The sequence below is a fragment of the Pseudomonas sp. D3-27 genome (genome assembly GCF_051132165.1).
Lineage (GTDB): Bacteria > Pseudomonadota > Gammaproteobacteria > Pseudomonadales > Pseudomonadaceae > Aquipseudomonas.
In genome coordinates, this window is sequence record NZ_CP071667.1 from 5,154,505 (window position 1) to 5,180,680 (window position 26,176).

Sequence of the window (26,176 nt, forward strand, 5' to 3'; positions counted from 1 at the left end):
CATGCAAACTCGTGACGATATTTTCAACACCCTGCGCAATGCCCTGGTCGAGCTCTTCGAGCTGGACCCTGAGCGTGTAACGCTGGAGTCGAACCTGTATCAGGATCTGGAAATCGACAGCATCGATGCAGTCGACCTGATCGACCACATCAAGCGCCAGACCGGCAAGAAAATCGCCGCTGAAGAATTCAAATCGGTGCGCACCGTCAACGATGTAGTCGAGGCGGTCTATCGACTGGTCCAGCCGGCCGCATGAGCCGGCTGATTGGCCTCGGCCTGCTGCTGGCGGGCCTGCTATACCCTTTTGCGGTGTATTTCGGCATGGAGCACTTCGCCCCCTGGCAGTTCGGGCTTCTATTGGGCTGCCTGTGGCTGGCCCGGGCGTTCCTCGGCAAGGCCGGGCCCGGCAAACGCTGGATGGCGGTCACGGCGATCTTTTTTTGCGTGTTGCTCGCGGTATTCGACAGCCCGCTCTTGCTGCGCTGGTATCCGGTGTTGATCAGCGCGTTCATGCTCGCGCTGTTCACGCTGAGCCTGAAGTACGGCCCGCCGATCATCGAGCGTCTGGCCCGCCTGCGCGAACCACGGTTGCCGGCCAAGGCGGTGGTTTATACCCGCCAGGTCACGGTGGCCTGGAGTGTGTTTTTCCTGTGTAACGGTTTGCTCGCCGCCGCCCTGACCCTTTGGGCGCCGCTGAGCTGGTGGATGTTGTACACCGGCCTGATTTCCTACGGATTGATGGGGCTGCTGTTTGCCATTGAATGGCTCATACGACAACGGGTAAGAGGCCGCCCATGAATTGGATAACGCTTGAGCAGATACTGCTCGAGGCCCAGCCAGGCCGCGCGGTAGCGGTCGGGCCGGGACTGGACCACGCGCAACTGCGCACAGACGCGCTCAGCCTGGCCGCCGGATTGCAAGCCCGGGGCATCCGGCGCCTGGCCGTGCATCTGGATGATGCAGCGGACCTGGCGGTTGCCCTGCTCGGCGCCTGGCGCGCCGGCGCGCGCGTGCTGCTGCCCGCTGACCTGCAACCGCAGACCCGCCAGCGCTGGTCGGCCGATGTCGACTTGTGGCTGACCGACCTGCCCGGCGACACCCAACCCAATGACCTGCGACAGGCTCCGCTGGAAGCCGCTGAGCTGGATCTCGATCAATGCTGGCTGGCCCTGTGCACCTCCGGTTCCAGTGGCGAGCCCAAACGCATCGAAAAAACCCTGCGCCAGCTGAGCAATGAAGTCCAGGCGCTGGAGCAGTTGTGGGGCGCAGACCTTGGCCCGGACGCCTGCATGATCGGCAGCGTCGCCGCCCAGCATATCTACGGCTTGCTGTTCCGGGTGCTGTGGCCGCTGTGCGCCGGGCGCACCTTCGTTCGTCGGCAACTGGCCTTCCCGGAGGATATGCAGCGCGCCAGTCGCGAGCATCCGGCGTTTGCCTGGGTCGCGAGCCCGGCGCTGCTCAAGCGCATGGGCGATAACCTCGACTGGCCAGCCTTGGGCAGCGTGCGCCGGGTGTTTTCCTCTGGGGGCGCCTTGCCTGCCGACGCGGCCCAGAGTCTCGAACAACGCCTGGGACAATGGCCGACGGAAGTTTTCGGCAGCTCGGAAACCGGCGGCATTGCCTGGCGCCAGGGCGGCGACTTGTGGCAACCGTTCGCCGGTGTCGAGCTGAGCCAGGACAGTGACGGCGCCTTGCTGATTGCCTCGCCTTATTTGCCGGCCGGTCATGTGGAACACACCGCTGACGCGGCGCGGATCGCGGCGGATGGGCGCTTCCAATTGCTCGGCCGCTTGGACCGCATCGTCAAGCTCGAAGAAAAGCGCATCTCGCTGCCCATGCTGGAACAGGCGTTGACGGCCCACGAATGGGTCAGCGATGCACGGCTGGGCGTCGTGCAGGAGAACCGAGCCTCCCTCGGTGCCCTGCTGGCGCTCAGCGAAACCGGCTTGCTGGCCCTGCGCAATCTGGGCCGGCGGGCCGTGACCCAAGCCCTGCGCCAGCACTTGAGCGGGCACTGTGAAACCTTGGCGCTGCCCCGGCGCTGGCGCTGGCTGCGGCAACTGCCGTTAAACGCACAGGGCAAGCTGCCCCAGGCCGAAGTCGAAGCCGTGTTGATGGCGCCGCGTCCAAAAGCCCCTGAGGTGCTTGAGCAAATTGAAACCGACGGCGAATGGAGCCTGCGCCTGGCGGTGCCCCCCGACCTTGCATACTTCAGCGGCCATTTTCCCACCGCGCCGGTCCTTCCGGGGGTGGTGCAAGTCGATTGGGCCTTGAACCTGGGCCGTCGATTGCTGGACTTGCCGCCCCGGTTCGTCGGCATGGAGGTGCTGAAATTCCAGCAACTGGTGCGACCCGGTGATGAAATCCAGCTGCACCTGCGCTTCGATCGTGAGCGCGGCAAGTTGTACTTTGCCTTTCGCAATGACACAGCGGCGTGCTCCAGTGGGCGGATTGTGTTGGGGGTGGCCGATGACTAACCGCACCGCTGTGCTTCTGTGGCGAGGGGATTTATCCCCGCTCGAGTGCGAAGCGCTCACCATCAGTCTGTGTCGTTGCACAGAATTTGGGGTCGCTGCGCAACCCAGCGGGGATAAATCCCCTCGCCACAGGAAGGTTGTGCACAGTGAAACCGTGGAAGGAGCAGAATATGCATAACCCCTGCGCCGTCATCCCGGTCTACAACCACGAAACCGCCATCGCAACGGTGGTCCAGGCATTGCTCGGCAACGGCTTGCCCTGCGTGCTGGTGGACGATGCCAGTAGCGCGGCTTGCGCGGCGGTGCTCGAACAATTGGCTGAAAACGAACGGGTTCACCTGGTGCGGCTGGCCGTCAATCAGGGCAAGGGCGGCGCGGTGATGACCGGGCTGCGGGAGGCCGCGCGCCTGGGTTTCAGTCACGCCTTGCAGGTGGACGCCGACGGGCAGCACGACCTGGGCGACGTACGCACCTTCATCGAACAATCCAGCGCTCATCCCGACGCGCTGATCTGCGGTTACCCCCTGTACGACGCCAGCGTGCCGAAAGGCCGCCTTTACGCACGCTACCTGACCCACGTGATGGTCTGGATCAACAGCCTGTCCCTGCAGATCCGCGATTCGATGTGCGGTTTCCGGGTCTATCCCCTGGCACCGACCCTGGCACTGATCGACTCGGCAAACATCGGCAAACGCATGGATTTCGACTCGGACATCCTCGTGCGCCTGTCCTGGCGCAACCAGCCGATGCGCTGGCTGCGCACGCGGGTCCATTACCCTCTGGACGGGGTCTCGCACTTTCGCCTGTTCCACGACAATGTGCTGATTTCTCGCATGCACACCCGGCTGTTCTTCGGCATGCTGGTGCGCTTGCCGGTGATTCTCTGGCAACGGTGGCGCCCATGAGCACAAACCAGCAGCACTGGGCGGATCGCCAGGAGCGCGGTAGCTTCTGGCTGATGAAACTCACCGCGTTTGCCGCCAAGGTGTTGGGCCGTCGGCTGCTGACACCGGTGCTGTACGGCATCGTCCTGTACTTCTTCGTTTTTGGTCGCAGCGCCCGGCAGGCGGCCTGGCAGTATCAGCAGCGCCTCGCCGACTGGAGCGGCCGCCCCGAGTTGCGCCCGACCCACCGTCGAGTCTTTGGGCAATTCATGGCCTTCGCCGACTCCCTGCTGGACAAGCTCGACGTCTGGAACGGCAAGCTAAGCATCGAGCAGATCGAAATCGTCGACCCGGCGCTGCTGCGCAACCATTTGCGCGACACGCGAGGGCAGATGTTGGTCGGCGCACACCTGGGCAACCTGGAAATGTGCCGAGCCCTGGCCGAACTGGGTGAAAAGGTCACCATGAACGTGCTGGTGCATACCAAGCACGCCGAGCAATTCAATCGCTTGCTGGGCGAAGCCGGCGCCACGCACTTGCGGCTGATCCAGGTCAGCGAGCTAAACCCGGTGATCATGCTGCAACTGAGCGAACGCCTGGAGCGCGGTGAGTGGCTGGCGATCGCTGGCGATCGCGTACCGCTGCATGGCGGGCGCAGCGTGACGGTGGACTTCATGGGGTATCCGGCGGCATTCCCGCAAGGCCCCTGGCTGTTGGCCGGCCTGCTGAAATGCCCGGTCAACCTGCTGATGTGTCTCAAGCACGAAGGACACTATCGCGTCACCCTCGAACCGTTCGCCGATGCCGTGGTGTGGAAGCGCAACGAACGCGACCACGTGATTGCCCATTGGGCCGGCTTGTACGCCGAACGCCTGGCGCAATATTGCCTCCAGGGGCCACAACAGTGGTTCAACTTTTACCCTTTCTGGAAGACCGATGACGATGCCCACTCTTGAGCCGGTAACCTTCGGCGAACGCCCCCTGCGCATTGAAGATGTGCTGGCCCTGGCCAACCGTCAGGCGCCGACGCAATTGCAGGATGATCCGACGTTCCGCCAGCGCATTGCCAAGGGTGCGCAGTTCCTCGATTCCCTGCTGGACAAGGAAGGCGTCATCTATGGCGTGACCACCGGCTACGGCGACTCTTGCGTGGTGGCCGTGCCGTTGCACCACGTCGAGGCCCTGCCCCGTCACCTCTACACCTTCCACGGCTGCGGCCTGGGCAAACTGCTCGATGCCCAAGCCACTCGTGCCGTGCTGGCGGCCCGTTTGCAGTCGCTGTGCCACGGTGTGTCGGGGGTGCGCGTGGAGCTGTTGGAGCGCCTCCAGGCGTTTCTTGAACACGACATCCTGCCGCTGATCCCGGAAGAAGGTTCGGTGGGCGCCAGCGGCGACTTGACGCCGCTGTCCTACGTCGCCGCTACGTTGTCCGGTGAACGGGAAGTCATGTTCCGTGGCGAACGCCGCCTGGCCGCCGACGTGCACCGCGAGCTGGGCTGGACGCCGCTGGTGCTGCGGCCCAAGGAAGCCTTGGCGCTGATGAACGGCACCGCGGTGATGACCGGCCTGGCCTGCCTGGCCTTTGCCCGCGCCGACTACCTGCTGCAACTGGCGACCCGCATCACCGCGCTGAACGTGGTCGCCCTGCAAGGCAATCCGGAGCACTTCGACGAACGCCTGTTCGCCGCCAAGCCGCACCCGGGGCAGATGCAGGTCGCCGCGTGGCTGCGCAAGGACCTGGCCATCGACGCCCCGACCGCGCCGTTGCATCGTCTGCAAGATCGCTACTCCCTGCGCTGCGCCCCGCATGTGCTCGGGGTATTGGCCGACAGCCTGGGCTGGCTGCGCGGGTTCATCGAAACCGAACTCAACAGCGCCAACGACAATCCGATCATCGACGCCGAAGCCGAGCGCGTGCTCCATGGCGGGCACTTCTACGGTGGGCACATCGCCTTCGCCATGGACAGCCTGAAGAATCTGGTGGCCAACGTCGCCGATCTGCTGGACCGTCAGCTCGCGCTGCTGGTGGACGAGCGATACAACCATGGCCTGCCCAGCAACCTGTCCGGCGCCAGCGCCGAGCGGGCGATGCTCAACCACGGCTTCAAGGCCGTGCAGATCGGCACCAGCGCCTGGACCGCCGAAGCCCTGAAAAACACGATGCCGGCCAGCGTGTTCTCGCGCTCTACCGAGTGCCACAACCAAGACAAGGTGAGCATGGGCACCATCGCTGCCCGAGACGCGATCCGCGTGCTGGAGCTGACCGAACAGGTCGCCGCCGCCACCTTGTTGGCTGCCAACCAGGGCGTCTGGCTGCGCAGCCGCGCCGAAGACGCACGACCGCTGCCACCGGCCCTGGCCACGATGCACGAGCAACTGACCGAGGATTTCCCGCCGGTCATTGAAGACCGCGCCCTGGAAGGCGAACTGCGCCTGTGCCTGCAACGCATTGCCGAACAACACTGGAGGCTGCATGCGTAGCCAAGGCGTTCTGCACGTCGACACCCAGATCGTGGTGCCGTTTTTTGACGTCGACTCGATGAACGTGGTCTGGCACGGCCACTACGTCAAATACCTGGAAGTGGCCCGCTGTGCCCTGCTCGACCTGATCGGCCACAACTACAACGACATGCTCGAATCGGGGCATGCGTGGCCGGTGATCGACCTGCAGTTGCGCTACGTACGCGGTGCCGTGTTCGGCCAGACCCTGACCGTGCGCGCCAGTCTGGTGGAGTGGGAAAACCGGCTGAAGATCAACTACCTGATCAGTGACGCCGCAACCGGCGAACGCTTCACCCGCGCCAGTTCCGTGCAAGTGGCCGTGGACATGGCCACTCGCGAGATGCTGCTGGCCTCGCCTCGGGTGTTTGTCGAAGCGGTCGAGAGGAAACTGTCATGAAGCGCCTGCTCACCTGGCTGCTGCTGTGCAGCCTGTCGCCGCTGGCCCAGGCGTTCGACCTGCAGCAATTGAGCGATCAACTGGCGCGCCCGGACGTGATCCACGGCCAGTTCATCCAGGAAAAACACCTGCGCGCCCTGCCCCAGCCCCTCGTCAGCAAGGGCCGCTTCGTGCTGGCGAAAAACCAGGGCCTGCTGTGGCTGCTGCAAACGCCGCTGCAACAGGACTATCGCATCACCGCCAAAGGCATAGCCCGGCGGGACGGCAGCACCTGGCAGATACTGCCGAACAAAAGCGCCGGCGCCCAGCAGAACCGGTTGTTCCTGGCGGTGTTGCAGGGCGACAGCAGTGGCTTGCAGCGTGACTTTGAGCTGAACCTGTCGGGGGAGCCGCAACAATGGAGACTCACCCTGACCCCACGCTCGGCGCTGCTCAAGCAGGTCTTCCACCAGATCAACATTGACGGCGGCCAATTGGTCCAGCGCATTGAACTGCTGGAAGCCCAAGGCGACAGTACCGTCCTGCTTATGCGCGAGAGCACCAGCACGCAACCCTTGAGCGAAGCGGAGCAACATGACTTTGCCGAGTGAACGGAGGCTGCCGTGGCTGTTCTTGATCCTGCTGCTGGCAGTGCTGGCGCTCGCCGGTTGGCAATGGCGCAACGGTGCGCCGTTGTCGGCGAACCTGATGGAACTGGTGCCGGGCACATCGCCGGATGCGCTGGAGCTGATCGCTGAACAACGCATGCAGGAACCACTGAACCGCGAAGTGTTGGTGCTCGTCGGCCACGCCGACCGCCAGCAAGCCATCGCCCTGGCCCGCAGCCTGGGCGAGCAATGGCAGGCCAGCGGCCTGTTCGACAAGGTCCAGTGGACGCTTGAAGCCGACCTGCCTGCGCTGCGCAGGCAATTGCTCGACGGCCGGCTGGCCATGCTGTCGGCAACTGATCGGCAACAGTTGATCGACCAGCCCGAGGCCTTTATCCAGCAACGGGTGCAAGCGCTGTTCGACCCGTTCAGTGGCTTCAGCCTGGTGCCGAGCCAGGACGACTGGCTAGGCCTGACCGGGCGCATCCAGAACAGCCAGCCCCAGCGCGGCGCCATCGAGCTGGACGTCGGCAGCGGTGCGCTGGTTGCCGAAGCCGACGGCAAGCATTGGGTCATGTTGCGGGCGCGCACCCAGGGCAATGCCTTCGACATGAACCTGCCCCTGCAGGTGGCCGAGCTGCTGCAACGCAGCCGCGAGCACGCGAGCCAGGCCCAGGGCAATCTCTTGGCGGCCAGCGGCCTGCTTTACGCCGCCAGCGGACAGCAACAGGCCTCGCGGGAAATCACTTGGGTCGGCGGCGGCGCAACGGTGGGCATCCTGTTGCTGCTGTTGCTGGCCTTCCGCCGCTTTGCCGTGTGGCTGGCGTTCGTGCCGGTGCTGGTGGGCATGTTGTTCGGCGCGGTGGCCTGCGTGGCGGTGTTCGGTCGCATGCACGTCATGACCCTGGTCTTGGGTTCGAGCTTGATCGGCGTCGCCGTGGATTACCCACTGCATTATTTGTCCAAGAGCTGGAGCCTCAAGCCGTGGCGCAGCTGGCCGGCGCTGCGCTTGACCCTGCCGGGCCTGAGCCTGAGCCTGGCGACTACCTGCATCGGCTACCTCGCACTGGCCTGGACACCTTTCCCGGCCCTGACCCAGATCGCCATCTTCTCCGCCGCAGGCCTGGTCGGCGCCTACCTGACGGCGGTCTGCCTGTTGCCGGCGTTGCTCAAGCGGGCGGACTTGCGCCCCGCACAGTGGCCGCTGCGGGTGTGCGAAGCCATGCTCCAGTGCCGAGAAGCGCTGCTGGCCCGAGTGCGCACGCCCGTCCTGTTGGCGTTGCTGTTGGCCTTCTGTGGCGGTGGCCTATGGCAACTGAGCAGCAAGAACGACATCCGCCAGTGGATCGGCACGCCCCAGCACCTGACCGACGAAGCCCGCGATGTGGCTCGCATCACCGGTTTCCAGCCCACCAGCCAGTTTTTCCTGATCCGTGCCGACGACCAAGCGCAACTGCTGGAGCGCCAGACCGCCCTCAACGAGCGGCTGGACCAGTTGATCGGCCTGGAAAAACTCCAGGGCTACCTGTCCCTCAATCAACTGGTCAGCCCGCCCGCCGAGCAACAAAAAATCCGTGAGGCCCTGGCCCGGTTGCCGGCGTTCTGGCAGCCATTGCTGGACGTCGGCGTGCCGGTTGCCGCGTTGCAAGCGCAGTTGCAGCAATTGCAGGCCCTGCCAGTGACCGACATCGACGCCGCGCTGACCGGCCCGCTCGCAGAACCCTATCGCACCCTCTGGCTCGGCCCGACAGCGCAGGGCGTGGCGGCGGTGGTCAGCCTGCAAGGCTTGAACGATGCCGCGTTGCTGCGGGTGCAGGCGGTTGACTTGCCCGGCGTGCAATTGGTCGATCGCCTGGGTGACCTCAATCGCGTCTTTGCCGCCACGCAGGTCAGCGCCGCCGAATTGAAACTGGCCTCCTGCGTGCTGATCGTCCTGGTGCTGATCTGGCCGTTCGGGGCCGGCGGCGCGTTGCGCGTTGTCGCCCTGCCGCTCCTGGCCGCGCTGTGCAGCCTGGCGAGCCTCGGCTGGCTGGGACAGCCGCTGACGCTGTTCAGCCTGTTCGGCCTGTTGCTGGTGACCGCCATCGGCGTCGACTACGCGATCCTGATGCGTGAGCAGATTGGCGGAGCCGCCGTGAGCCTGCTGGGTACGCTGCTGGCGGCGATCACCACTTGGCTGTCGTTCGGCCTGCTGGCGCTTTCCAGCACACCGGCGGTGAGTAATTTCGGCCTGGCGGTAAGCCTCGGATTGGCGTTCAGCTTCCTGCTTGCACCGTGGGCCGGGCGTCAACCCCATGGGCCCAGCACTGCGGAGCCGGTCCAATGATGACGGCGCTGTTCTGGGTCATGGCCCTGGCGCTGTTCGCCGTGGCGACGCTGGCCGGGCGACGCTTCGGGCTGATCCCCATCGTCAGCCAATTGCTGCTGGCGACGTTCGGCCTGCCCTTGTTGATGTATGGCTGGATCGAGCCGGGATGGCACCTCAGCGGTGCGCAACTGGTTTCGCCCGTGTGGTTGAAGAATCTCTACAGCCTCGCCTTCGCCCTGTTGCTGGGGCATATCCTCAGCGATGTGATCGACCTGCGCCTGGACCGCCAGAGCGTGAAGATTGCCCTGCCAAGCTTTGGCGTACCGTTTGCCTGTGGCTTGGCGACCGCGTTCTGGCTGCTGCCACCCCAGCCCTGGATCAGCTCGCTGGCGGTGGGGCTGCTGTTCGCGATCACGGCGATACCGGTGCTGTACCTGTACCTGCGCCATATCGCCTACCCGCCCGCCGCCACTCGCCGATTGGTACAGACGGCCATCCTGATCGACCTGATCTGCTGGAGCCTGTTCGCCCTGGCCCAGGGCAGCCTGCACCTGGGCAACCTGTTGCTGCCGCTGGCCGGTGCCTGCCTGCCGATGCTGCTGCGATTGGCGGGCCTGCGCCAACCGTTGCTGCACAGCGGCCTGTTCTTCGCCCTGCTGGTGGTGGCCGAACATTACCGACTCAATGCGCTCATCGTCGGCATCGGCTACCTGCTGTGCATGGCCGCGCTCAAGGTGCCGCTGGTATTGCCCCTCGGCGCCGAGTGGATGAACAGGTTGCAGACCTACCTGGCCATCCCGTTGATCCTGACGTTCGGTATCGTGCAGATCAACGTGCACAGCGCGATGGACAGCCTCGGCTGGGCCCAGCTGGGGGCGTTGCTGCTGTTGCCCATTGCCAGCAAACTGCTGGGCAACTGGCTTGGGCTCGGCTGGGCCGGGGCGTCCTTCGCCGGCGCCAGCCGCGTGCGGGAAAGTATCTTGCTGAATATTCGCGGCTTGAGTGAAATCGTCTTCCTCAATCTGCTGCTGCAACAACAACTCATCAGCCACGCGCTGTACTTCGCGCTGATGCTGATGGGTTTGATCGCGACTTTGCTGCCGGCCCTGGCCGGTTTTCACCGTATTCCTTCGCACGCCGTCCCGGCCAGGAGCCCCAGTGTCAACAGTTGAAATGGAACGTCGACAGGTCGTCATCATTGGCGCAGGCCCTTCCGGCGCCATCGCCGCCGCGCTGCTCAAGCGCAAGGGGCATGATGTGCTGGTCATCGAGCGCCAGCATTTCCCGCGGTTCTCCATCGGCGAGAGCCTGTTGTCCCACTGTCTGGATTTTGTCGAAGAAGCCGGCATGCTCGACGCGGTCAATGCCGCTGGGTTCCAGCGCAAGAACGGCGCTGCATTCGCCTGGGGCGAGCGCTACAGCGCCTTCGATTTCGGCGACACTTTCAGCGAGGGCAAGCCCACTACGTTCCAGGTCCAGCGCGCCGACTTCGACAAGTTGCTGGCCGACCAGGCGGCCCTGCAAGGGGTGGAAATTCGCTACGGCCAGGCCATTGCCAACGTTGATTTCAGCCTCGCCAGGCCGCAACTGGGCGTGCAGCGCGAGGATGGCAGCGAGTACCGGGTCGAGGCGGATTTCGTCCTTGACGCCAGTGGCTATGGCCGGGTCCTGCCGCGCCTGCTGGACCTTGAGGCGCCGTCCAATTTCCCGGTGCGCCAGGCCGTGTTCACTCACATCGAGGACCGCATCGACAGCCCGGTATTCGACCGCGAGAAGATCCTCATCACCACCCACCCGACGAAACGCGACGTGTGGTTCTGGACCATCCCCTTCAGCGATGGGCGTTGCTCGGTGGGCGTGGTCGCGGCAGCGGAACATTTCGCCGGCCGCACCAATGACCTCGATGCCTGCCTGCGCGGCTTTATCGACGAGACCCCAAGCCTGTCCGGCGTGCTGGCCAATGCTGCGTGGGATACTCCGGCGCGGACCATCGGTGGCTACTCGGCCAACGTGAAGACCCTGCACGGCCCTGGCTTTGCCCTGCTGGGCAACGCCGCGGAATTCCTCGATCCGGTGTTTTCTTCCGGCGTGACCATCGCCATGCGCTCGGCGAGCATGGCCGCCGGCGTGCTGCATCGTCAGTTGCAAGGCGAGCAGGTGGATTGGCAGGGCGAATTCGCCGAGCCACTGAAACGCGGCGTCGACACGTTCCGCTGCTACGTCGAAGGCTGGTATGCCGGCACGTTCCAGGACGTGATCTACTACACCGAAGGCTCCGCCGACATCCGCCGGATGATCAGTTCGATCCTCGCCGGCTATGCCTGGGATCAACGCAACCCGTTCGTCAGCGAACCCAAGCGGCGCCTGCGCGTGCTCTCGGAAATCTGCGCGAGCCCAGCGCCATGAGCAAACAACCATGAGCTACCTGAGCGATAACTACGTCCAAGAAACCCGCTTCGGCTTCTGGTTCCTGCGCAGCCACACCTGGCAGCATCATGTGCTGCGCGTGGCGGTCGAGGAACTGCGCGGTCTGTTCAATACCGCGCCGCCTTCCAATCCGGTGCTGCTGGATGCCGGTTGCGGCCAGGGCAAGTCGTTCCAGTACCTGCGCCAGGCATTCGCGCCGCAACGCCTGATTGGCGTGGACGCCGACCCCTACAGCCTGGACCTGAGCGCCCAAGAAGCCGCTCGCCAGGGCATGGCCGTGGAACTGATCGGCAGCGATTGCGCGACCTTGGCCGTGCCCGATGCCAGCGTCGACCTGCTGTTCTGCCACCAGACCTTTCACCACCTGGTGGAACAGGAAAAAGCCCTCGCCGAGTTCTATCGGGTGCTCAAGCCCGGCGGCTACCTGCTGTTTGCCGAATCCACCGAAGCCTACATCGATACCTGGGTGATCCGCTGGCTGTTCCGCCATCCCATGCACGTGCAGAAAAGCGCCGCGCAATACTTGGCGATGATCCGCAACCAAGGCTTCCAGTTCGAGGACCGCAACGTGTCCTATCCGTACCTGTGGTGGAGCCGCGCCAAGGACTTCGGCCTCCTGGAGCGTTGGGGCCTGCGCCGGCCCAAGCCGTTCGGCGAGCGCGAAGAAACCTTGGTCAACGTGGTGGCACGCAAGCCGCTCGAAGGGACCGCCACATGATCCGCTGCCTGTTGATCGGTTGCCTGCTGCTGCTCAGTGCCTGCGCCAGCCACGCGCCGCTGCCCGAGCGCATGCCAACCCTGGCGCTGCCGCTGCAATTGCACATCGAGCGGCAACTGGACGGCCAGCGCCAGGATTGGCTGTTGGTGATCCAGCGTGAAAACACCGGCATACGCTGGTCGATGATGGACCCGCTGGGCATTCCCCTGGCGCGCCAGCGCCTGGTGGACAACCAATGGCAAGCCGACGGTCTGCTGCCGCCCAATGCCGAGGCGCGGGAATTGTTCGCTGCGCTATTGTTCGCCTTGACCCCGGAAACCGAGCTTGCCGATCGCTACCCCGTCGCCCGGCAACACGGTGTCGAACGAGCCCTCGATGCGCGTTGGCAGGTGCGCTACAAACGGCCCCTGGATTTTGAGCTGCGCCTGCCCCAAGGCCCGCACTACCGCATCACACCGCTGACCGAGAGCGCACCATGACCGCTTATCTGAACGCCCTCGGGGTCATCTGCTCCTTGGGCCGGGACAAACAAAACGTCGCGCGCAACCTGTTTGCCGGCGATTGCTCGGGCGTGCGCGTCGAAGCCGGCTGGGTGGCCGAGCGGGCATTGCCGGTGGCTGCGGTAAGGGGAGAACTGGCCCCCATCCCCGAGGCACTGGCGGCGCAACGCAGCCGCAACAATCAACTGCTGCTCGAAGCGGGGTTGCAGATTCGTGCTGACATCGACCAGGCCATCGAGGCGTACGGCCCCGCGCGCATCGGTATCGTTCTGGGCACCAGCACCTCGGGCATCGACGAGGCCAGCCAGGGCATTGCCCATTACCTGCGCGAGCAGCGGTTCCCCGAAGGCTACGATTACCAGCAACAAGAACTCAGCGCGCCGGCCAATTTCCTTTCCGACTGGCTTGGCTTGAGCGGGCCCTCCTATGTGATCTCCACCGCCTGCACCTCCAGCGCGCGGGCCTTGATGAGCGCCCGTCGCCTCCTGGACCTGGGCTTGTGCGATGCGGTGCTGTGCGGTGGCGTGGACAGTTTATGCAAACTGACCTTGAACGGTTTCTCTGCGCTGGAAGCGGTGTCGAACGAGCGCTGCAACCCGTTTTCGGTGAACCGCAGCGGTATCAACATTGGCGAGGCGGCTGTGCTGTTTCTCATGAGCAAGACGCCAGGCGACGGCCATTCGATCGCCCTGCTCGGGGATGGCGCCAGTTCTGACGCGCACCACATTTCCGCGCCGGAACCCAGCGGTCGCGGCGCCCGCCAGGCGATGGAAAAAGCCCTGCGCTGTGCCGGCCTGGACGCCAGCCAGATCGACTACCTGAACCTGCACGGCACCGCCACGCAACATAACGACGCCATGGAAAGCCATGCGGTGGCTGGATTGTTTCCGGCGGGCGTGCCCTGCTCGTCCACCAAGCCCATGACTGGCCACACGCTTGGGGCGGCGGGCGCGTTGGAAGCGGCTTTCTGCTGGCTGACCCTGAGCCCTGACAACGTCGCCCAGGCCTTGCCACCCCACCTTTGGGACGGCCAGGCGGACCCCGAGCTGCCGGCGCTGGACTGGATAGATAGCCGTGCCCGCCTGAACCCGACCTTCCCCCGACGCCTGATGAGCAACTCGTTTGCCTTCGGCGGCAACAACGTCAGCCTCATTATCGGAGACGCCCAATGATCGACTGGCCGCTCGCCGAATTGCTGCCCCATGCGGGCGACATGATTCTCATCGACCGGGTCGTGTCCTTCGATGACGAACAGATCCATGCACTCGCCACGGTCAAGCCCGGCGGCTTGTTCAACCGTGAAGACGGCGCGCTGCCGGCCTGGGTCGGCATCGAATTGATGGCCCAGAGCGTCGCGGCGTTCGCCGGTTGCCACGCTCGCCAGCGCGGCGATGCAGTGGAGCTGGGCTTTTTGCTCGGGACCCGCAAGTTCGAATGCAACGTCGAGCATTTCCCTCTCGACACTGAACTGGCCATCCATGGCGTGCGCTCCCTGGAAGACGACAACGGCATGGGTGTGTTCGAATGCCACATCCACGCGCCGGGCATCCATGCCACGGCGCGACTGAACGTATTTCGTCCGCCCCATGCTGCCCAGTACCTCAATGAAACTTCCGCAACAGGAACCCAGCCATGACTGAATCCGTACTGGTCACCGGCTCCAGCCGTGGTATCGGCCGCGCCATCGCCTTGCGCCTGGCCCAGGCCGGGCACGATATCGTCTTGCATTGCCGCAGCGGCCGCGCCGAAGCCGAAGCGGTCCTGGCAGACATCCAAGCCCTGGGCCGCAACGCCCGCGTCCTGCAATTCGACGTGTCCGACCGCGCCGCCTGCAAGGCGGCCCTCGAAGCCGACGTCGAAACCCACGGCGCCTATTACGGCGTGGTGCTCAACGCCGGCCTGACCCGCGACGGCGCCTTTGCGGCCCTCAGCGAAGACGACTGGGACAGCGTGCTGCGCACCAACCTCGACGGTTTCTATAACGTGCTGCACCCGGTGATGATGCCGATGATCCGGCGCCGCGCCGCGGGACGAATCGTCTGTATCACGTCAGTGTCCGGCCTGATCGGCAACCGTGGCCAGGTCAACTACAGCGCCTCGAAAGCCGGCTTGATCGGCGCGGCCAAGGCGTTGGCCATCGAACTGGGCAAGCGCAAAATCACGGTCAATTGCGTCGCGCCGGGGTTGATCGACACCGCCATGCTCGATGAAAACGTACCCGTGGAAGAATTGATGAAGATGATCCCCGCCCAGCGCATGGGCACCCCGGAAGAAGTCGCCGGCGCGGTGAACTTCCTGATGTCCGCCGAAGCTGGATACATCACTCGGCAAGTCCTGGCCGTCAACGGAGGCTTGTGCTGATGAAGCGCGTCGTCGTCACCGGCATGGCCGGCATCACCTCCATCGGCAGCGACTGGGAGACCATCGCCGCCAACTTCGCCGCCAACCGCAGCGGCATCCGGCGCATGGATGAGTGGGACCGTTTCACCGAACTGAACACTCGCCTGGCCGGGCCCATCGACGATTTCCAGGTCCCGGCCCATTGGACGCGCAAGCAGTTGCGCAGCATGGGCCGGGTCTCACGCCTGGCGGTGGCCTCGGCTGAGCAGGCCCTGGCCGACGCTGGCCTGCTGGGCGACCCGTCGATCAAGGACGGGCGCATGGGCGTATCCTGCGGCTCGTCCACTGGCAGCACCGATGAGATCAAGGCCTTCGGCAACATGCTGCTCAACAGCGTGGCCGAAGGGCTGAACGCCAACTCCTATGTGCGGATGATGCCCCACACCACGGCGGCCAACATCAGCATCTTCTTCGGCCTGACCGGACGGTTGATCCCAACGTCCAGTGCCTGCACCAGCGGCAGTCACGGCATCGGCTATGCCTACGAGGCAATCAAGTTCGGCCGCTTGCCGCTGATGCTCGCCGGCGGCGCGGAAGAACTGTGCCCGACCGAAGCGATGGTCTTCGATGCGCTCTACGCCACCAGCCTGAAAAACGATGCCCCGCAGACCAGCCCGCGCCCCTACGACAAGGGCCGCGATGGCCTGGTGATCGGCGAAGGCGCCGGCATGCTGGTGCTCGAAGAACTGGAACATGCCTTGGCCCGTGGCGCACGGATCCATGCCGAAATCGTCGGCTTTGGCAGCAACGCCGACGGCCAGCACGCCACCCGTCCCGAGTTGAGCACCATGCGCCGGGCCATGGAACTGGCCCTGGAGGATGCCGGCCTCGAACCGGCCGCCATTGGCTACGTCAACGGGCACGGCACGGCCACCGAGCAGGGCGACGTCGCCGAGACCCTGGCCACCAGCAGCCTGTTCGGCGAACACATGCCCATCAGCTCGCAGAAAAGCTTTTTGGGCCACACCCTGGGCGCCTGCGGTGCGCTGGAGTCCTGGTTCAGCATCGAAATGCTCAACCGCGACCTGTATGTACACACGCTCAACCTCGATGAGGTCGACCCCGAATGCGGCACACTCGACTACTTGCGCAGTGAATTTCGCGCGATGAGCAACGAATACGTGATGAACAATAATTTTGCCTTCGGCGGGGTCAATACCTCGCTGATTTTCCGTCGCTGGCATTGATTCCCATCAATCCTCTGGTCAAGGAGACCATGATGCCGTTGAAGAAAATCGCTGTAACCGCCGCCCTGTTGCTCGGCGCCTTGCCAAGCCTCAGCCAGGCCCGTGATACCGCGTTGTACCTGCCATTCGACAAAGTGGTCGCCGAAGCCATCCGCACCGGCAAAATCGACGGCAGCGTGAAGTTCTACCTGGCCGGCCACAAACCGGCCGGCAACGTCTCCGTGGTCAGCCCGGGAGCGGTCACCAACAAGAAAACCAACGCGTTCAACAAGTCCGACGAAGCGGCCTGCGAATGGGTACTGCAATCAGCCCTGATCAGCCTGCACGAGGCCGCGAAAAACGCCGGCGCCAACGCCGTCACCAACATCGTCAGCTTCTACAAGCGCAACGAGCGCAAGGACCCCACGACCTATGAATGCCACGCTGGGGCAATCATGGCCGGGGTAGCGTTGAAAGGGGATCTGGCGAAGGTGCAGTAGTCAGGATTTGGGGCTTACATAGCTAAATCCACTATGGCAGCGAGCTAGCGGTGAATCAGTACCGGTGATGCCGGATCTACTGACGTCATCGCGAGCAAGCTCGCTCCCACAGGCCTCTACCCAGACGCGCTCCCGCTGGGCTGCGCAGCGGCCCCAGCAGACTAACTGGCCCCCCTTTCAAACTCCTTCTCCGACACATTCGCACCGGGCCTGCCGAAGATCAGAAACCGGAGTACATAATTTCCGAAACTTCCCACAACAAAACCCTTGAACCTCGCGCTAGGGTCACGTTCCCGACCACCAGCCAAAAATCCAATTCTCGCCATGAATTCACCGCCCGTCGGACCTGTCAACTCTGACAGTATCCAAAAGCTTCAAAGCGGTTCCAGATTCTAAACACGAAAAACATTCCTCAACCCCAAGGATGTTTTAGGTCAACGTTCGGCCGGCTGTTCGCCCTCCGAGCCACCACTCGTATGTTGATCTCTAACAACTACGGCCCGCCGATGGATAAGAAACTGATGGACACGATAACCTGGTCGGGCGTCGTCTCCACGTCTTCCTCACCCCACAGCGCAACCACGGCCGGGGAACAGAACGTGGTGGTTGACGATGTGAAGCTGACGCACGCTTACGCACATGTGAATGGAATATGCCTGCACTATGTGATCTGCGGCGATGGTGAGCAGCCGGTCCTGCTGGTGCATGGGTTTCCGGGCAGTTGGCGCAACTGGGAGCCGTTGATCGGGCCGTTGGTGCGGGCGGGTTTTACCCCCATCGTTCCTGACTATCGCGGCGCGGGTGAAACGGATATTTCCAGCGCTGGGTATGACAAGAAAAACATGGCCCATGACCTGCACGAATTGGTGATGCATCTGAAGCTCAAGCAAGTCGATGTCATTGGCCACGATATGGGGTTGATCATTGCCTACGCCTACGCCGCGCTTTATCCAGATGACACCAAGCACCTGATATTGATGGACGGATTCCTTCCCGGTATTCCCGGCTGGGAAAGTGCCTACAACGGCGACCCGTCAACCGGCATTGCGAGCAAATGGCATTTCCGGTTTTTTGGCAAAACAGCTATCACCTTGATCAAGGGGCAGGAAAGAACCTACCTGGACATGTTCTTCGATGACTTTGTTTTCGAAGGCAACGACAAAATGCCGGATGAAGTTCGCCAGGCCCTGGTAACCGACTACGCCCGGCCTGGCCGAATGGAGGCCGCATTCAAACTTTACTCAGCCTGGGTGGAACATGACGCCAAAGACAACCTGGAGTTTTCCAGGAACAAGCTGACGGGTCCGGTACTCATCATCGGCGGCGATCATTCCCGGGGGCGGACGCTGACCGAGCAGGCCGCTTGCATTGCCGCGCAACCACACTCGCTGATATTGAAAAATACCGGGCACTGGCTCCTTGAAGAGCAACCGCAAGCTACTCGCGACGCAATTCTGGCATTCCTGCATTACAAGGAATATCCACATCCCCGAAATTCGTAACCCGAAGCTGACGACTGCACCGTCGCCCCTCCCATCGTGCGGTATTTATTTACCGCTCCTGCGTCGGCGTTCTCCAATAGCTTGCCTCTTCCGAAACTTTCCCAGGAAGAGCCCATGTTGGATAACGACTCACCGCCCCAGCCCAACATCCCACAGGGCAATGGCGCCAGCGATCCCAGTGCCGAATCGACACGCCAGGTCAGCGCCTCGCAGCGGCAAATGATAAACCTGAGCAAGGCCGCGCCACGTCCTTGCCGGGTCACCAGGCAACACTTGGAATATTGGTTCAAGCGAACCTTCCCCACCGTCGCGGGCGATATGGCGGTCGATCAGCTTTTCGTGCGCACATCGCAGAAGGCCCGGCTCTCTCAATCGGAGCGTGAACCCAACGGGCAGATCTTCAGACAAAAAAAAGAAGATATTGCCGGCCTTGAACATTTTTTCTGGCGCGCCATTGCCGGCCAGGTAGATATCAGCGATAGCTTTGCTGATCTGGACAGCCTTGAAATAGTCGTGGAAATGGACGGCTCCAAGCGAGTGCCCACCGCCCTGAACAGTCCCGCGGCGAAAAAACAATTCCAGCGACTGCTCGGTACCACGCCAGTCGCTTATGAACAGCTGCTCATGACAGCGCTGGATGACTTCTGGGATACGCCGGCCGCGTTCAGCCAGGGACGAAACGTCAGTGACTGGTTGGCGAACGAACTCGCTGCGCAACTCACGGCACTGGCGAACCTTCATCTGCATGACAAAACGCTGAGCCCGCCGATGCATAAGGCGGTAATGGATTCGCTGTCGGCGCCGGACGCGGCGTCTCGTAACAAGCTGGCGGAGGGTAGCAGGCCCGGGGTGTACAGCCTGATCGCCGCTTTCGATGATTGGGGATTGTCCGTTCCGGTAACCAGCGCCGCTGTCCTGTCGCGACATGACGCGGACGTGGATTGGGGAGGTGCCGTGCTGTACCGTCCCGGTAGGCCGTTGGAGGTCTACGAAGACTCAAAGCAACTGAAGATTTCCTTCATAGGCGACAGCACCGCAGATGAGGTGGAACTCGTGCCGTTGGAGCAAAACTTCCTGACGCGTCTGGTCACGGACGTGCGGACAACGCAAAAAGCCGCCATCCGCGATGCCTTGTCGAGCGATGTTGTCGACGGGGAAAACATCTCCGATTGGATGCATCGGCTGGACGCCGCAGCGGACCTTGGAATGCGATTGGATCTGGCAGGCGCCCTGGACGAACGTGAGTTTCGGCTGAAGCTCAAGAGCCTGCATCATTGGCTGCACGCCAGCCCCCATATCATCGGCAGCGACCGTCTGGCGTGGTGGCAGGCGACGCAGGCCTTACAAGAAACCCTCACCGATATGGCGGCGCCGCCGGACCCGGTTTCAATGGGCACTGCGCAGGCCATTCGGGACCAGGCTCGCACGCTGCTGGCCGGCTTCATCAAAGCGAAGTACCCAGCGGCTGATCCTGACGACATAACCTTGAGTATCCGAAAAGAGACGGTCGATCCGCACGCGCCGACGGGCCATTCACCGTTCGGGGCTGGGGTCTCAATGGGCAGTGCCAAAGCGTTCCAGGACGACACGCGCTTGCTGACGGACTGGGCGATGTCCAACCTGACGGATGATGAGCGCCAGGCAGCCCACCACACCGTCGTTGGCCCGTTGAGCTTTGCACAGATTGTCGACGTCATCGAGCGGGCCGACGTGGGTGCGCGCCTTCCGGCTGTGCTGCAACGCATGGCACGGGAGCGACAGACTCAATGGATGGGTGTGAAAGCAAAGCACATGCGGGCCCAGGTGTGGGCGGCCCATATCTCGGGAGACCTGCGACACGACAAGGACAACACCGGCTTGAAGCTGGTCCTGGCGGCACTGGACCGCCCTGGATCGGCGGGACGTGGCAAGGTCAACGGGCATGAAGTGGTCGTCCGGCAATTGCATTGGGGCGACAGCGTGTTGAAGGACCTGCTTGCGTTCGGAGTGAAGTCATTCGCCAGCCGTCCTTCGTTGACCTTGTACACGCCGGGTGCGCCGGACGGAAAAACCTTCAGGGACGTGGATGCATCAGGCAGCGGACGGGCGTTGCAAACAGCGTTGGCGCAGACCCTCACGGCCACCCCGGAGATGACCCGCTGGCTGATCTCCCATCTTCCGTTGCCGGAGCAAGCCGCTCAGGTCGCAGGCATGTTGCCGGCAGAAGATGACCTGACCGTCCAAGCGAAAATAAAAAAGGTCACGCAATCGGTTTTCAAATGGACAAGGGACAGGACTCGAAACGATTTCGCCTTAAAAGTCACTTCGCCCGTGGTCGAGGGCGACCTGTTGAAGGCATTGCATGAAACGCAGATAACCCATGTCCTCAAAACGGTACAGACCCTGACAGTGAGCAACGCCGAACGCGACAGCGCAGCGGCTCGGGAAGGGCGTCGCAACGGTGTAGCCCTGTTGACCGGGGCTATGTCCATGGTTCCGGTGGGCCGCTTGGGTGGGATATTGGGACGAGCGATCTTGCCGACCCTGGCAGGCGGTGCCGCCGTCTCGGCGATACAGGATGAAGACGGCAGCGTCGGCCAGTGGACGAGCGATTCCATCCGCGGGCTGGGTGAGGTGCTGGCCGAGGGCGGGCAAGACTTGATCATGGCCCGCGCGACACGGCGTCGGGGCAAGGCCCATCCGGCCTTGGCATCGCTGCCTCGCATGCCGGACCCGCAGCTAAAGCCGTTCCAGCTCAAAGGCTTCGATGGCAAGGGGCTGCTGCCCGAGGGGCGCAGCCTCTATAGGGATGTTCACGGACAGGGTTATCTGAAGCTCGGGAAGGATTACTTCAAAACGGCTTTCCAGAACGGCGAACGAGTCATCTACACACCGAGCAACCGCACGGACCAGCGCGCAGTGACGTGGGAAAACGGCCAATGGACCGTGCAGGAGCGGCAGCGGCTGCTCGGCGGAGGCGGGTATTTCAGCCGGGATCCGGAGCGTGCCGAAGATCGAACCTTCAACGCACTGGTGGAGGGCGTGCTGCCCAACGGGCATGACCTGCCTCGCGAAGTCGTCGACATGACGAAGCGTGTCGTCCGCACGATGCCTGAGACCTTGGCCGAACGCATACTCAAGGAAAGTATCGATGACGTTGGCGCGACCGACGTCGAGACTTACCGCTCGTTGATGAGAACCGTAAATCGACAGAATTTTGCCAGGCATAAAGCTCACCGTAAGAACCTGGCCAATAAAATCTGTATTTGGGAACTGGTTGAGCGAACGAATGACAATCTTCAAAAAGGAAAACACTTTTCCCTCACCCCGCCGCAAAAAATGCGGCTGTATGAGACGCTGGTCAAGCACAAGGATGAGTTCACCCTCGACCATCAACTCAAAGTAAGCACAACGATATTGCCCGACAACGTCACGGGTGCGAAATACATTGTGATCGTCCCGAAAACGGGAAAGAAAAAAGAGGCTGCCGACAGGATAGCCAAGGATATTACCGACACGGTGAAGTACGTGGAAAACTCCATGGACGCCAAGTTGGACACGATGTTTACCGGGGACGGGCCAGCTGTGGCGGCCGCAAGGCAAGCGTACCTGGATTCGCCGGAGTATCAGGTCAAGATCATCGACGAATTCAGGAAAGGAAGGGCCCGTCGACACAGACCCGGGTTACTCACCGAGATCAGGAATTTCAAGATCCCCTACATTATCGTCAACCGAGGCAAGACCCAGCGAAGCGCATTTTTCACCACTGAAGAAGACATCAACAATTTCACCAGAACCCTTGAAAACTACAGCCCTTTCGATATCGAGCTGGTCACCCAAGCCGCCTCCAACAAGGTCACCGGACAGGCCTCCGCTTCTACTCCAGCCGCTATCACGCCGCAGGCTCCCACCGTTATTCCCAGGTACACGGTGACGATCAGCCCATTGGCTGAGGCGCAGATGTCATATGACAATTTCCCGGGAACCGCCAGAGTGAAAGTCATGGAAATCATGGATGACCTCCGTGCCGGCAGGATCACCACAAAAAAAATCAACCGATATTACTGGTACGACATGGCCCAGTTGGGTTTTGGCGGAGGAAGAGGCGCATGGCGCGCCGCGTTCGAACGTCACGGCGATACCTGGACTCTCCAAGGTTTTTACGACTATCACGCGACCCGAAACGCTACGGTCTGGGGGGATTGAGCAAGAGTGCCAGGTCAGCCCGTGGACCGCGAATACATTGCGTACAGAGCCTAGGATCCGGGTGAATCCGCTCCGTCGGTCAACAACGCCACAAACGCCGCGGCCATCGGCGAACGCTGGTCCTTGCGCTGGACCAGCCACACCGCCGAAACCGCCGCCGGGTCTAGCAGCGGCCGATAGACCACGCCGTCGATACGCATGCGTTGGTAAGACGCCGGCAACACCGAGACCCCGAGGCCAGCCGCCACCAGGCCGATGATGGTCATGGCCTCCCCTGCTTCCTGGGCGAAGTGCGGACTGAAACCGGCGTCGCGGGCCAGATTCAATAGCTGGGCGTAAAGACCGCTGCCGTAGCTTCGTGGGAAAAATACGAAAGGCTCGTGGGCCAGCGCCGACAGGTACAAGCCTTCGTCGCTGCCCTGGGCAAGCGGGTGCTTGGCGCCAAGCACGGCCACCAAGGGCTCGCGGCTGAGCTCGATTTCCACCAGTGAATCGGGCAACGGCAACGGCCGCATGATGCCCACCTCGATGGTTTCATCCACCAACGCATCGGAGACCTGGGTGCTGCTCATCTCTCGCAGGTTGAGGTGGACGGCCGGGAAGCGTTGGCGAAAGTTGAAGATCGCTTGGGGAATGGTCGAATTGAACGGTGCCGAGGACGTGAAACCGATTTTCAGCTCGCCCAATTCTCCCAATTGGGCACGGCGCGCTACGTCGGCCGCCTTGTCGACTTGCGCCAGCACGCGTCTGGCTTCTTCCAGGAACAGCCGCCCGGCCTCGCTCAGTTCGACCCGACGATTGGTGCGCTCGAACAACCGCGCGCCGATTTCTTCTTCCAGCGCCTGGATCTGCTGGCTCAAGGGCGGTTGAGAGATGCCCAGGGCCAGCGCGGCGCGGCCGAAATGCAATTCTTCGGCAACGGCGATGAAGTAACGCAGGTGGCGCAATTCCATGGGTAATCCAATAGGTCGCAAAACGTCTTAAACAGGTCGAATAATATATTGGATAGAAACATTAGCCGGCTATATGCTTTTTTCAACGCCTGCCTGGTCGTGCTCCCGAGGTCCACCGTGAAAACTGCTACCGCTCCACTGGCCCATGAAGTCCCGTCTCGCACAGAGGACAACGTCGGCGCCGAACTCAAAGACATCTTCATTGAAAAAGGCACGCCGATGTTCATGCGTACGGTGCTCGCCTTGTTCTGTGGCGGCTTCGCGACGTTCGCCCTGCTGTATTGCGTGCAGCCGATGATGCCGCTGCTGTCCCTGGAGTTTTCAATCAACGCCGCCCAGAGCAGCTTGATCCTGTCGGTGGCGACCGGCCTGCTTGCCATCGGCCTGTTGATCACCGGCCCGATTTCCGACCGTATCGGTCGTAAATCGGTCATGGTGGCGGCGCTGTTTGCCGCGGCGCTCTGCACAATCGCCAGTGCCATGATGCCCACTTGGCAAGGCGTCCTTGTCCTGCGCGCCTTGGTGGGGTTGTCGCTCAGTGGCTTGGCCGCGGTGGCGATGACGTACCTGAGCGAAGAAATTCATCCCAAGCACATCGGCCTGGCAATGGGGCTGTATATCGCCGGCAACGCGATTGGCGGCATGAGCGGGCGCCTGATCGCCGGCGTGTTGATCGACTTCGTCAGCTGGCACACCGCAATGCTGGTAATCGGCGGCCTGGCCCTGATCGCGGCGGCGGTGTTTTGGCGGATTCTTCCTGAATCGCGCAATTTCCGCCCCCGGTCGCTGCATCCACGCAGTCTGCTGGACGGTTTCATCATGCACTTTCGCGACGCCGGCCTGCCGCTGCTGTTTCTTGAAGCCTTCGTGTTGATGGGCGCGTTCGTGACGCTGTTCAACTACATTGGCTACCGCCTGCTGGCCGCGCCTTATCACCTGGACCAGGCATTCGTCGGGCTGCTTTCAGTGGTGTACCTCTCCGGCATCTACAGCTCGGCGAAGGTGGGCGCCATGGCCGACAAGCTCGGGCGTCGCAAGATGCTCTGGGCGACCATCGCCCTGATGTTGGCGGGCCTCGTCCTGACCTTGTTCTCGCCGCTATGGCTGGTGGTCATCGGCATGCTGGTGTTCACCTTCGGTTTCTTCGGGGCGCACTCGGTCGCCAGCAGCTGGATTGGCCGTCGCGCCCTCAAGGCGAAGGGGCAGGCGTCGTCGCTTTATCTGTTCAGCTACTACGCCGGCTCCAGCGTCGCGGGCACCGCGGGCGGCGTGGCGTGGCACCTGGGAGGCTGGAACGGTGTCGGCGTGTTCATCGGGACGTTGCTGGTGATTGCATTGTTGGTGGCGGTGAAACTGGCGAAACTGCCGCTGCTGCCGGGAAATGAGCAACACATAAACAGCCAGACATAAAAAAGCCTGTCCGGTAGGGGCCGGACAGGCGGGTAGGACAGGGCTGAAATCAGTCGTGATATTGGCCCGACAACTCATGCACCGCGCGCAGGAAAGCGCCGGCGTGTTCCGGGTCGACTTCCGGCGTGATGCCGTGGCCGAGATTGAACACGTGGCCACTGCCCTTGCCATAGCTGGCGAGGATGCGTCCGACTTCGGCACGGATGGCTTCAGGCTTGGCATACAGCACGGTCGGGTCCATGTTGCCTTGCAGCGCGACCTTGTGACCGACACGCTGGCGGGCGTTGCCGATGTCGCAGGTCCAGTCCAGGCCCAAGGCATCGGCGCCGGCATCGGCGATACTCTCCAACCACAGCCCACCATTCTTGGTGAACAGGATCACCGGGACCTTGCGACCTTCGTGCTCTCGGATCAGGCCGCTGACGATCTTGCGCATGTAGGCCAGGGAGAACTCCTGGTATGCCGCCGCCGACAGGTTGCCGCCCCACGTATCGAAGATCTGCACCGCCTGGGCACCGGCCATGATCTGGCCGTTGAGGTACGACGTGACCGACTGCGCCAGCTTGTCCAACAGCAGATGCATGGCTTGCGGATTGTCGTAGAGCATCGCCTTGGTCTTGCGGAAATCCTTCGACGAGCCGCCTTCGACCATGTACGTCGCCAGCGTCCAAGGGCTGCCCGAAAAGCCGATCAACGGGACGCGACCGTTGAGTTCACGGCGGATGGTGCTGACCGCGTCCATGACGTAGCCCAGGTCCTTCTGCGGATCGGGGATCGGCAGGGCCTCGATGTCGGCCAGGGTGCTGACGACTTTCTTGAAGCGCGGACCTTCGCCGGTTTCAAAGTACAGGCCTTGGCCCATGGCGTCGGGGATGGTGAGGATGTCGGAAAACAGGATCGCCGCGTCCAGTTGCGGGTAGCGGTCCAGCGGCTGCATCGTGACTTCGCAGGCGAACTGCGGATTCATGCACAGGCTCATGAAGTCACCGGCCTTGGCGCGGCTGGCGCGGTACTCCGGCAAATAGCGACCGGCCTGACGCATCATCCACACAGGGGTGACGTCTACGGGTTGCTTGAGCAGGGCGCGAAGGAAGCGGTCGTTCTTCAGGGCAGTCATGTCGGCATCCGGAAAAAAAGTGCAGGCATTTTCTCAGAGCGCGACGTAAAAGGCACGGCAAGAGCCGTGCCTTTTATCTATCGGGGCAATTTGTCGCGGTGCAACGCAGTCTTCCAAAACACCACAAACAACTGTGGGAGCGA

General features: G+C 62.7%; 23 protein-coding genes. 21 read left to right on the forward strand and 2 right to left on the reverse strand.

The window, feature by feature from the left end; translation table 11 throughout:
- Position 1: 1 nt before the first annotated feature.
- The 20 genes from J3P92_RS23115 (at position 2) to J3P92_RS23210 (ending at position 22,553) form a co-directional block, all read left to right on the forward strand.
- On the forward strand, positions 2-256 hold the full coding sequence (locus tag J3P92_RS23115) for an acyl carrier protein (protein WP_264427453.1): 255 nt from the start codon (positions 2-4) through the stop codon (positions 254-256).
- Complete coding sequence (locus J3P92_RS23120; RefSeq protein WP_420767083.1) at positions 253-798, forward strand: hypothetical protein; 546 nt, start codon at positions 253-255, stop codon at positions 796-798. The genes J3P92_RS23115 and J3P92_RS23120 overlap by 4 nt, the downstream gene beginning before the upstream one ends.
- Positions 795-2,477 carry an AMP-binding protein gene (locus tag J3P92_RS23125; RefSeq protein WP_434649191.1) on the forward strand — a complete coding sequence of 561 codons (1,683 nt, stop codon included), beginning with the start codon at positions 795-797 and terminating at the stop codon, positions 2,475-2,477. Before J3P92_RS23120 ends, J3P92_RS23125 begins: the two co-directional genes overlap by 4 nt.
- A gap of 170 nt (positions 2,478-2,647) precedes the next feature.
- Entirely contained in the window at positions 2,648-3,382 is a 735-nt protein-coding gene (locus J3P92_RS23130; protein WP_434561038.1) for a glycosyltransferase family 2 protein, read from the forward strand.
- Entirely contained in the window at positions 3,379-4,317 is a 939-nt protein-coding gene (locus J3P92_RS23135) for a glycosyl transferase (protein WP_434649193.1), read from the forward strand. The genes J3P92_RS23130 and J3P92_RS23135 overlap by 4 nt, the downstream gene beginning before the upstream one ends.
- On the forward strand, positions 4,298-5,842 hold the full coding sequence (locus J3P92_RS23140; RefSeq protein WP_434561040.1) for an HAL/PAL/TAL family ammonia-lyase: 1,545 nt from the start codon (positions 4,298-4,300) through the stop codon (positions 5,840-5,842). The genes J3P92_RS23135 and J3P92_RS23140 overlap by 20 nt, the downstream gene beginning before the upstream one ends.
- The gene (locus J3P92_RS23145) at positions 5,835-6,260 is read left to right on the forward strand and encodes an acyl-CoA thioesterase (protein ID WP_030140957.1); all 426 of its coding nucleotides are present in this window, start codon (positions 5,835-5,837) and stop codon (positions 6,258-6,260) included. The genes J3P92_RS23140 and J3P92_RS23145 overlap by 8 nt, the downstream gene beginning before the upstream one ends.
- Positions 6,257-6,850, forward strand: coding sequence for an outer membrane lipoprotein carrier protein LolA (locus tag J3P92_RS23150; protein ID WP_434649195.1), 594 nt, complete (start codon positions 6,257-6,259; stop codon positions 6,848-6,850). Before J3P92_RS23145 ends, J3P92_RS23150 begins: the two co-directional genes overlap by 4 nt.
- Positions 6,834-9,173, forward strand: a complete 2,340-nt coding sequence (locus J3P92_RS23155) for an MMPL family transporter (RefSeq protein WP_434649197.1) — start codon at positions 6,834-6,836, stop codon at positions 9,171-9,173. The genes J3P92_RS23150 and J3P92_RS23155 overlap by 17 nt, the downstream gene beginning before the upstream one ends.
- Entirely contained in the window at positions 9,170-10,327 is a 1,158-nt protein-coding gene (locus J3P92_RS23160) for a sodium:proton antiporter (RefSeq protein WP_434649199.1), read from the forward strand. The genes J3P92_RS23155 and J3P92_RS23160 overlap by 4 nt, the downstream gene beginning before the upstream one ends.
- On the forward strand, positions 10,314-11,561 hold the full coding sequence (locus J3P92_RS23165; RefSeq protein WP_434561048.1) for an NAD(P)/FAD-dependent oxidoreductase: 1,248 nt from the start codon (positions 10,314-10,316) through the stop codon (positions 11,559-11,561). Before J3P92_RS23160 ends, J3P92_RS23165 begins: the two co-directional genes overlap by 14 nt.
- Positions 11,562-11,571: 10 nt before the next feature.
- Positions 11,572-12,300 (forward strand): class I SAM-dependent methyltransferase, encoded by a 729-nt coding sequence (locus J3P92_RS23170; protein ID WP_434649200.1) that lies wholly within the window; start codon positions 11,572-11,574, stop codon positions 12,298-12,300.
- Complete coding sequence (locus J3P92_RS23175; protein ID WP_420767072.1) at positions 12,297-12,779, forward strand: DUF3261 domain-containing protein; 483 nt, start codon at positions 12,297-12,299, stop codon at positions 12,777-12,779. Before J3P92_RS23170 ends, J3P92_RS23175 begins: the two co-directional genes overlap by 4 nt.
- A complete protein-coding gene (locus J3P92_RS23180; RefSeq protein WP_434608185.1) occupies positions 12,776-13,972 on the forward strand; it encodes a beta-ketoacyl-[acyl-carrier-protein] synthase family protein in 1,197 nt (398 codons plus the stop codon). Before J3P92_RS23175 ends, J3P92_RS23180 begins: the two co-directional genes overlap by 4 nt.
- The gene (locus J3P92_RS23185) at positions 13,969-14,436 is read left to right on the forward strand and encodes a hotdog family protein (RefSeq protein ID WP_420767070.1); all 468 of its coding nucleotides are present in this window, start codon (positions 13,969-13,971) and stop codon (positions 14,434-14,436) included. The genes J3P92_RS23180 and J3P92_RS23185 overlap by 4 nt, the downstream gene beginning before the upstream one ends.
- Positions 14,433-15,161, forward strand: a complete 729-nt coding sequence (gene fabG / locus J3P92_RS23190) for a 3-oxoacyl-ACP reductase FabG (protein WP_420767069.1) — start codon at positions 14,433-14,435, stop codon at positions 15,159-15,161. The genes J3P92_RS23185 and fabG overlap by 4 nt, the downstream gene beginning before the upstream one ends.
- Positions 15,161-16,387: a beta-ketoacyl-ACP synthase gene (locus J3P92_RS23195; protein ID WP_434608187.1), complete on the forward strand. Its 1,227-nt coding sequence runs from the start codon at positions 15,161-15,163 to the stop codon at positions 16,385-16,387. Before fabG ends, J3P92_RS23195 begins: the two co-directional genes overlap by 1 nt.
- A gap of 32 nt (positions 16,388-16,419) precedes the next feature.
- Positions 16,420-16,866 (forward strand): excinuclease, encoded by a 447-nt coding sequence (locus J3P92_RS23200; protein WP_434561056.1) that lies wholly within the window; start codon positions 16,420-16,422, stop codon positions 16,864-16,866.
- Positions 16,867-17,342: 476 nt separating this feature from the next.
- Positions 17,343-18,368: an alpha/beta fold hydrolase gene (locus tag J3P92_RS23205; RefSeq protein WP_434711751.1), complete on the forward strand. Its 1,026-nt coding sequence runs from the start codon at positions 17,343-17,345 to the stop codon at positions 18,366-18,368.
- A 114-nt stretch (positions 18,369-18,482) separates the two neighbouring features.
- On the forward strand, positions 18,483-22,553 hold the full coding sequence (locus J3P92_RS23210; protein ID WP_434649204.1) for a dermonecrotic toxin domain-containing protein: 4,071 nt from the start codon (positions 18,483-18,485) through the stop codon (positions 22,551-22,553).
- Between the two features lie 50 nt (positions 22,554-22,603).
- Here J3P92_RS23210 and J3P92_RS23215 read toward each other — a convergent pair whose 3' ends face one another.
- Entirely contained in the window at positions 22,604-23,506 is a 903-nt protein-coding gene (locus tag J3P92_RS23215) for a LysR family transcriptional regulator (RefSeq protein WP_420767060.1), read from the reverse strand.
- A 138-nt stretch (positions 23,507-23,644) separates the two neighbouring features.
- Between J3P92_RS23215 and J3P92_RS23220 the strand changes: the two genes are divergently transcribed.
- Positions 23,645-24,916: an MFS transporter gene (locus J3P92_RS23220; protein WP_434611678.1), complete on the forward strand. Its 1,272-nt coding sequence runs from the start codon at positions 23,645-23,647 to the stop codon at positions 24,914-24,916.
- 49 nt (positions 24,917-24,965) lie between these two features.
- On the opposite strand, the gene hemE is transcribed toward J3P92_RS23220, so the two are convergent.
- The gene (hemE, locus tag J3P92_RS23225) at positions 24,966-26,033 is read right to left on the reverse strand and encodes a uroporphyrinogen decarboxylase (protein ID WP_434561064.1); all 1,068 of its coding nucleotides are present in this window, start codon (positions 26,031-26,033) and stop codon (positions 24,966-24,968) included.
- Positions 26,034-26,176 lie beyond the last annotated feature (143 nt).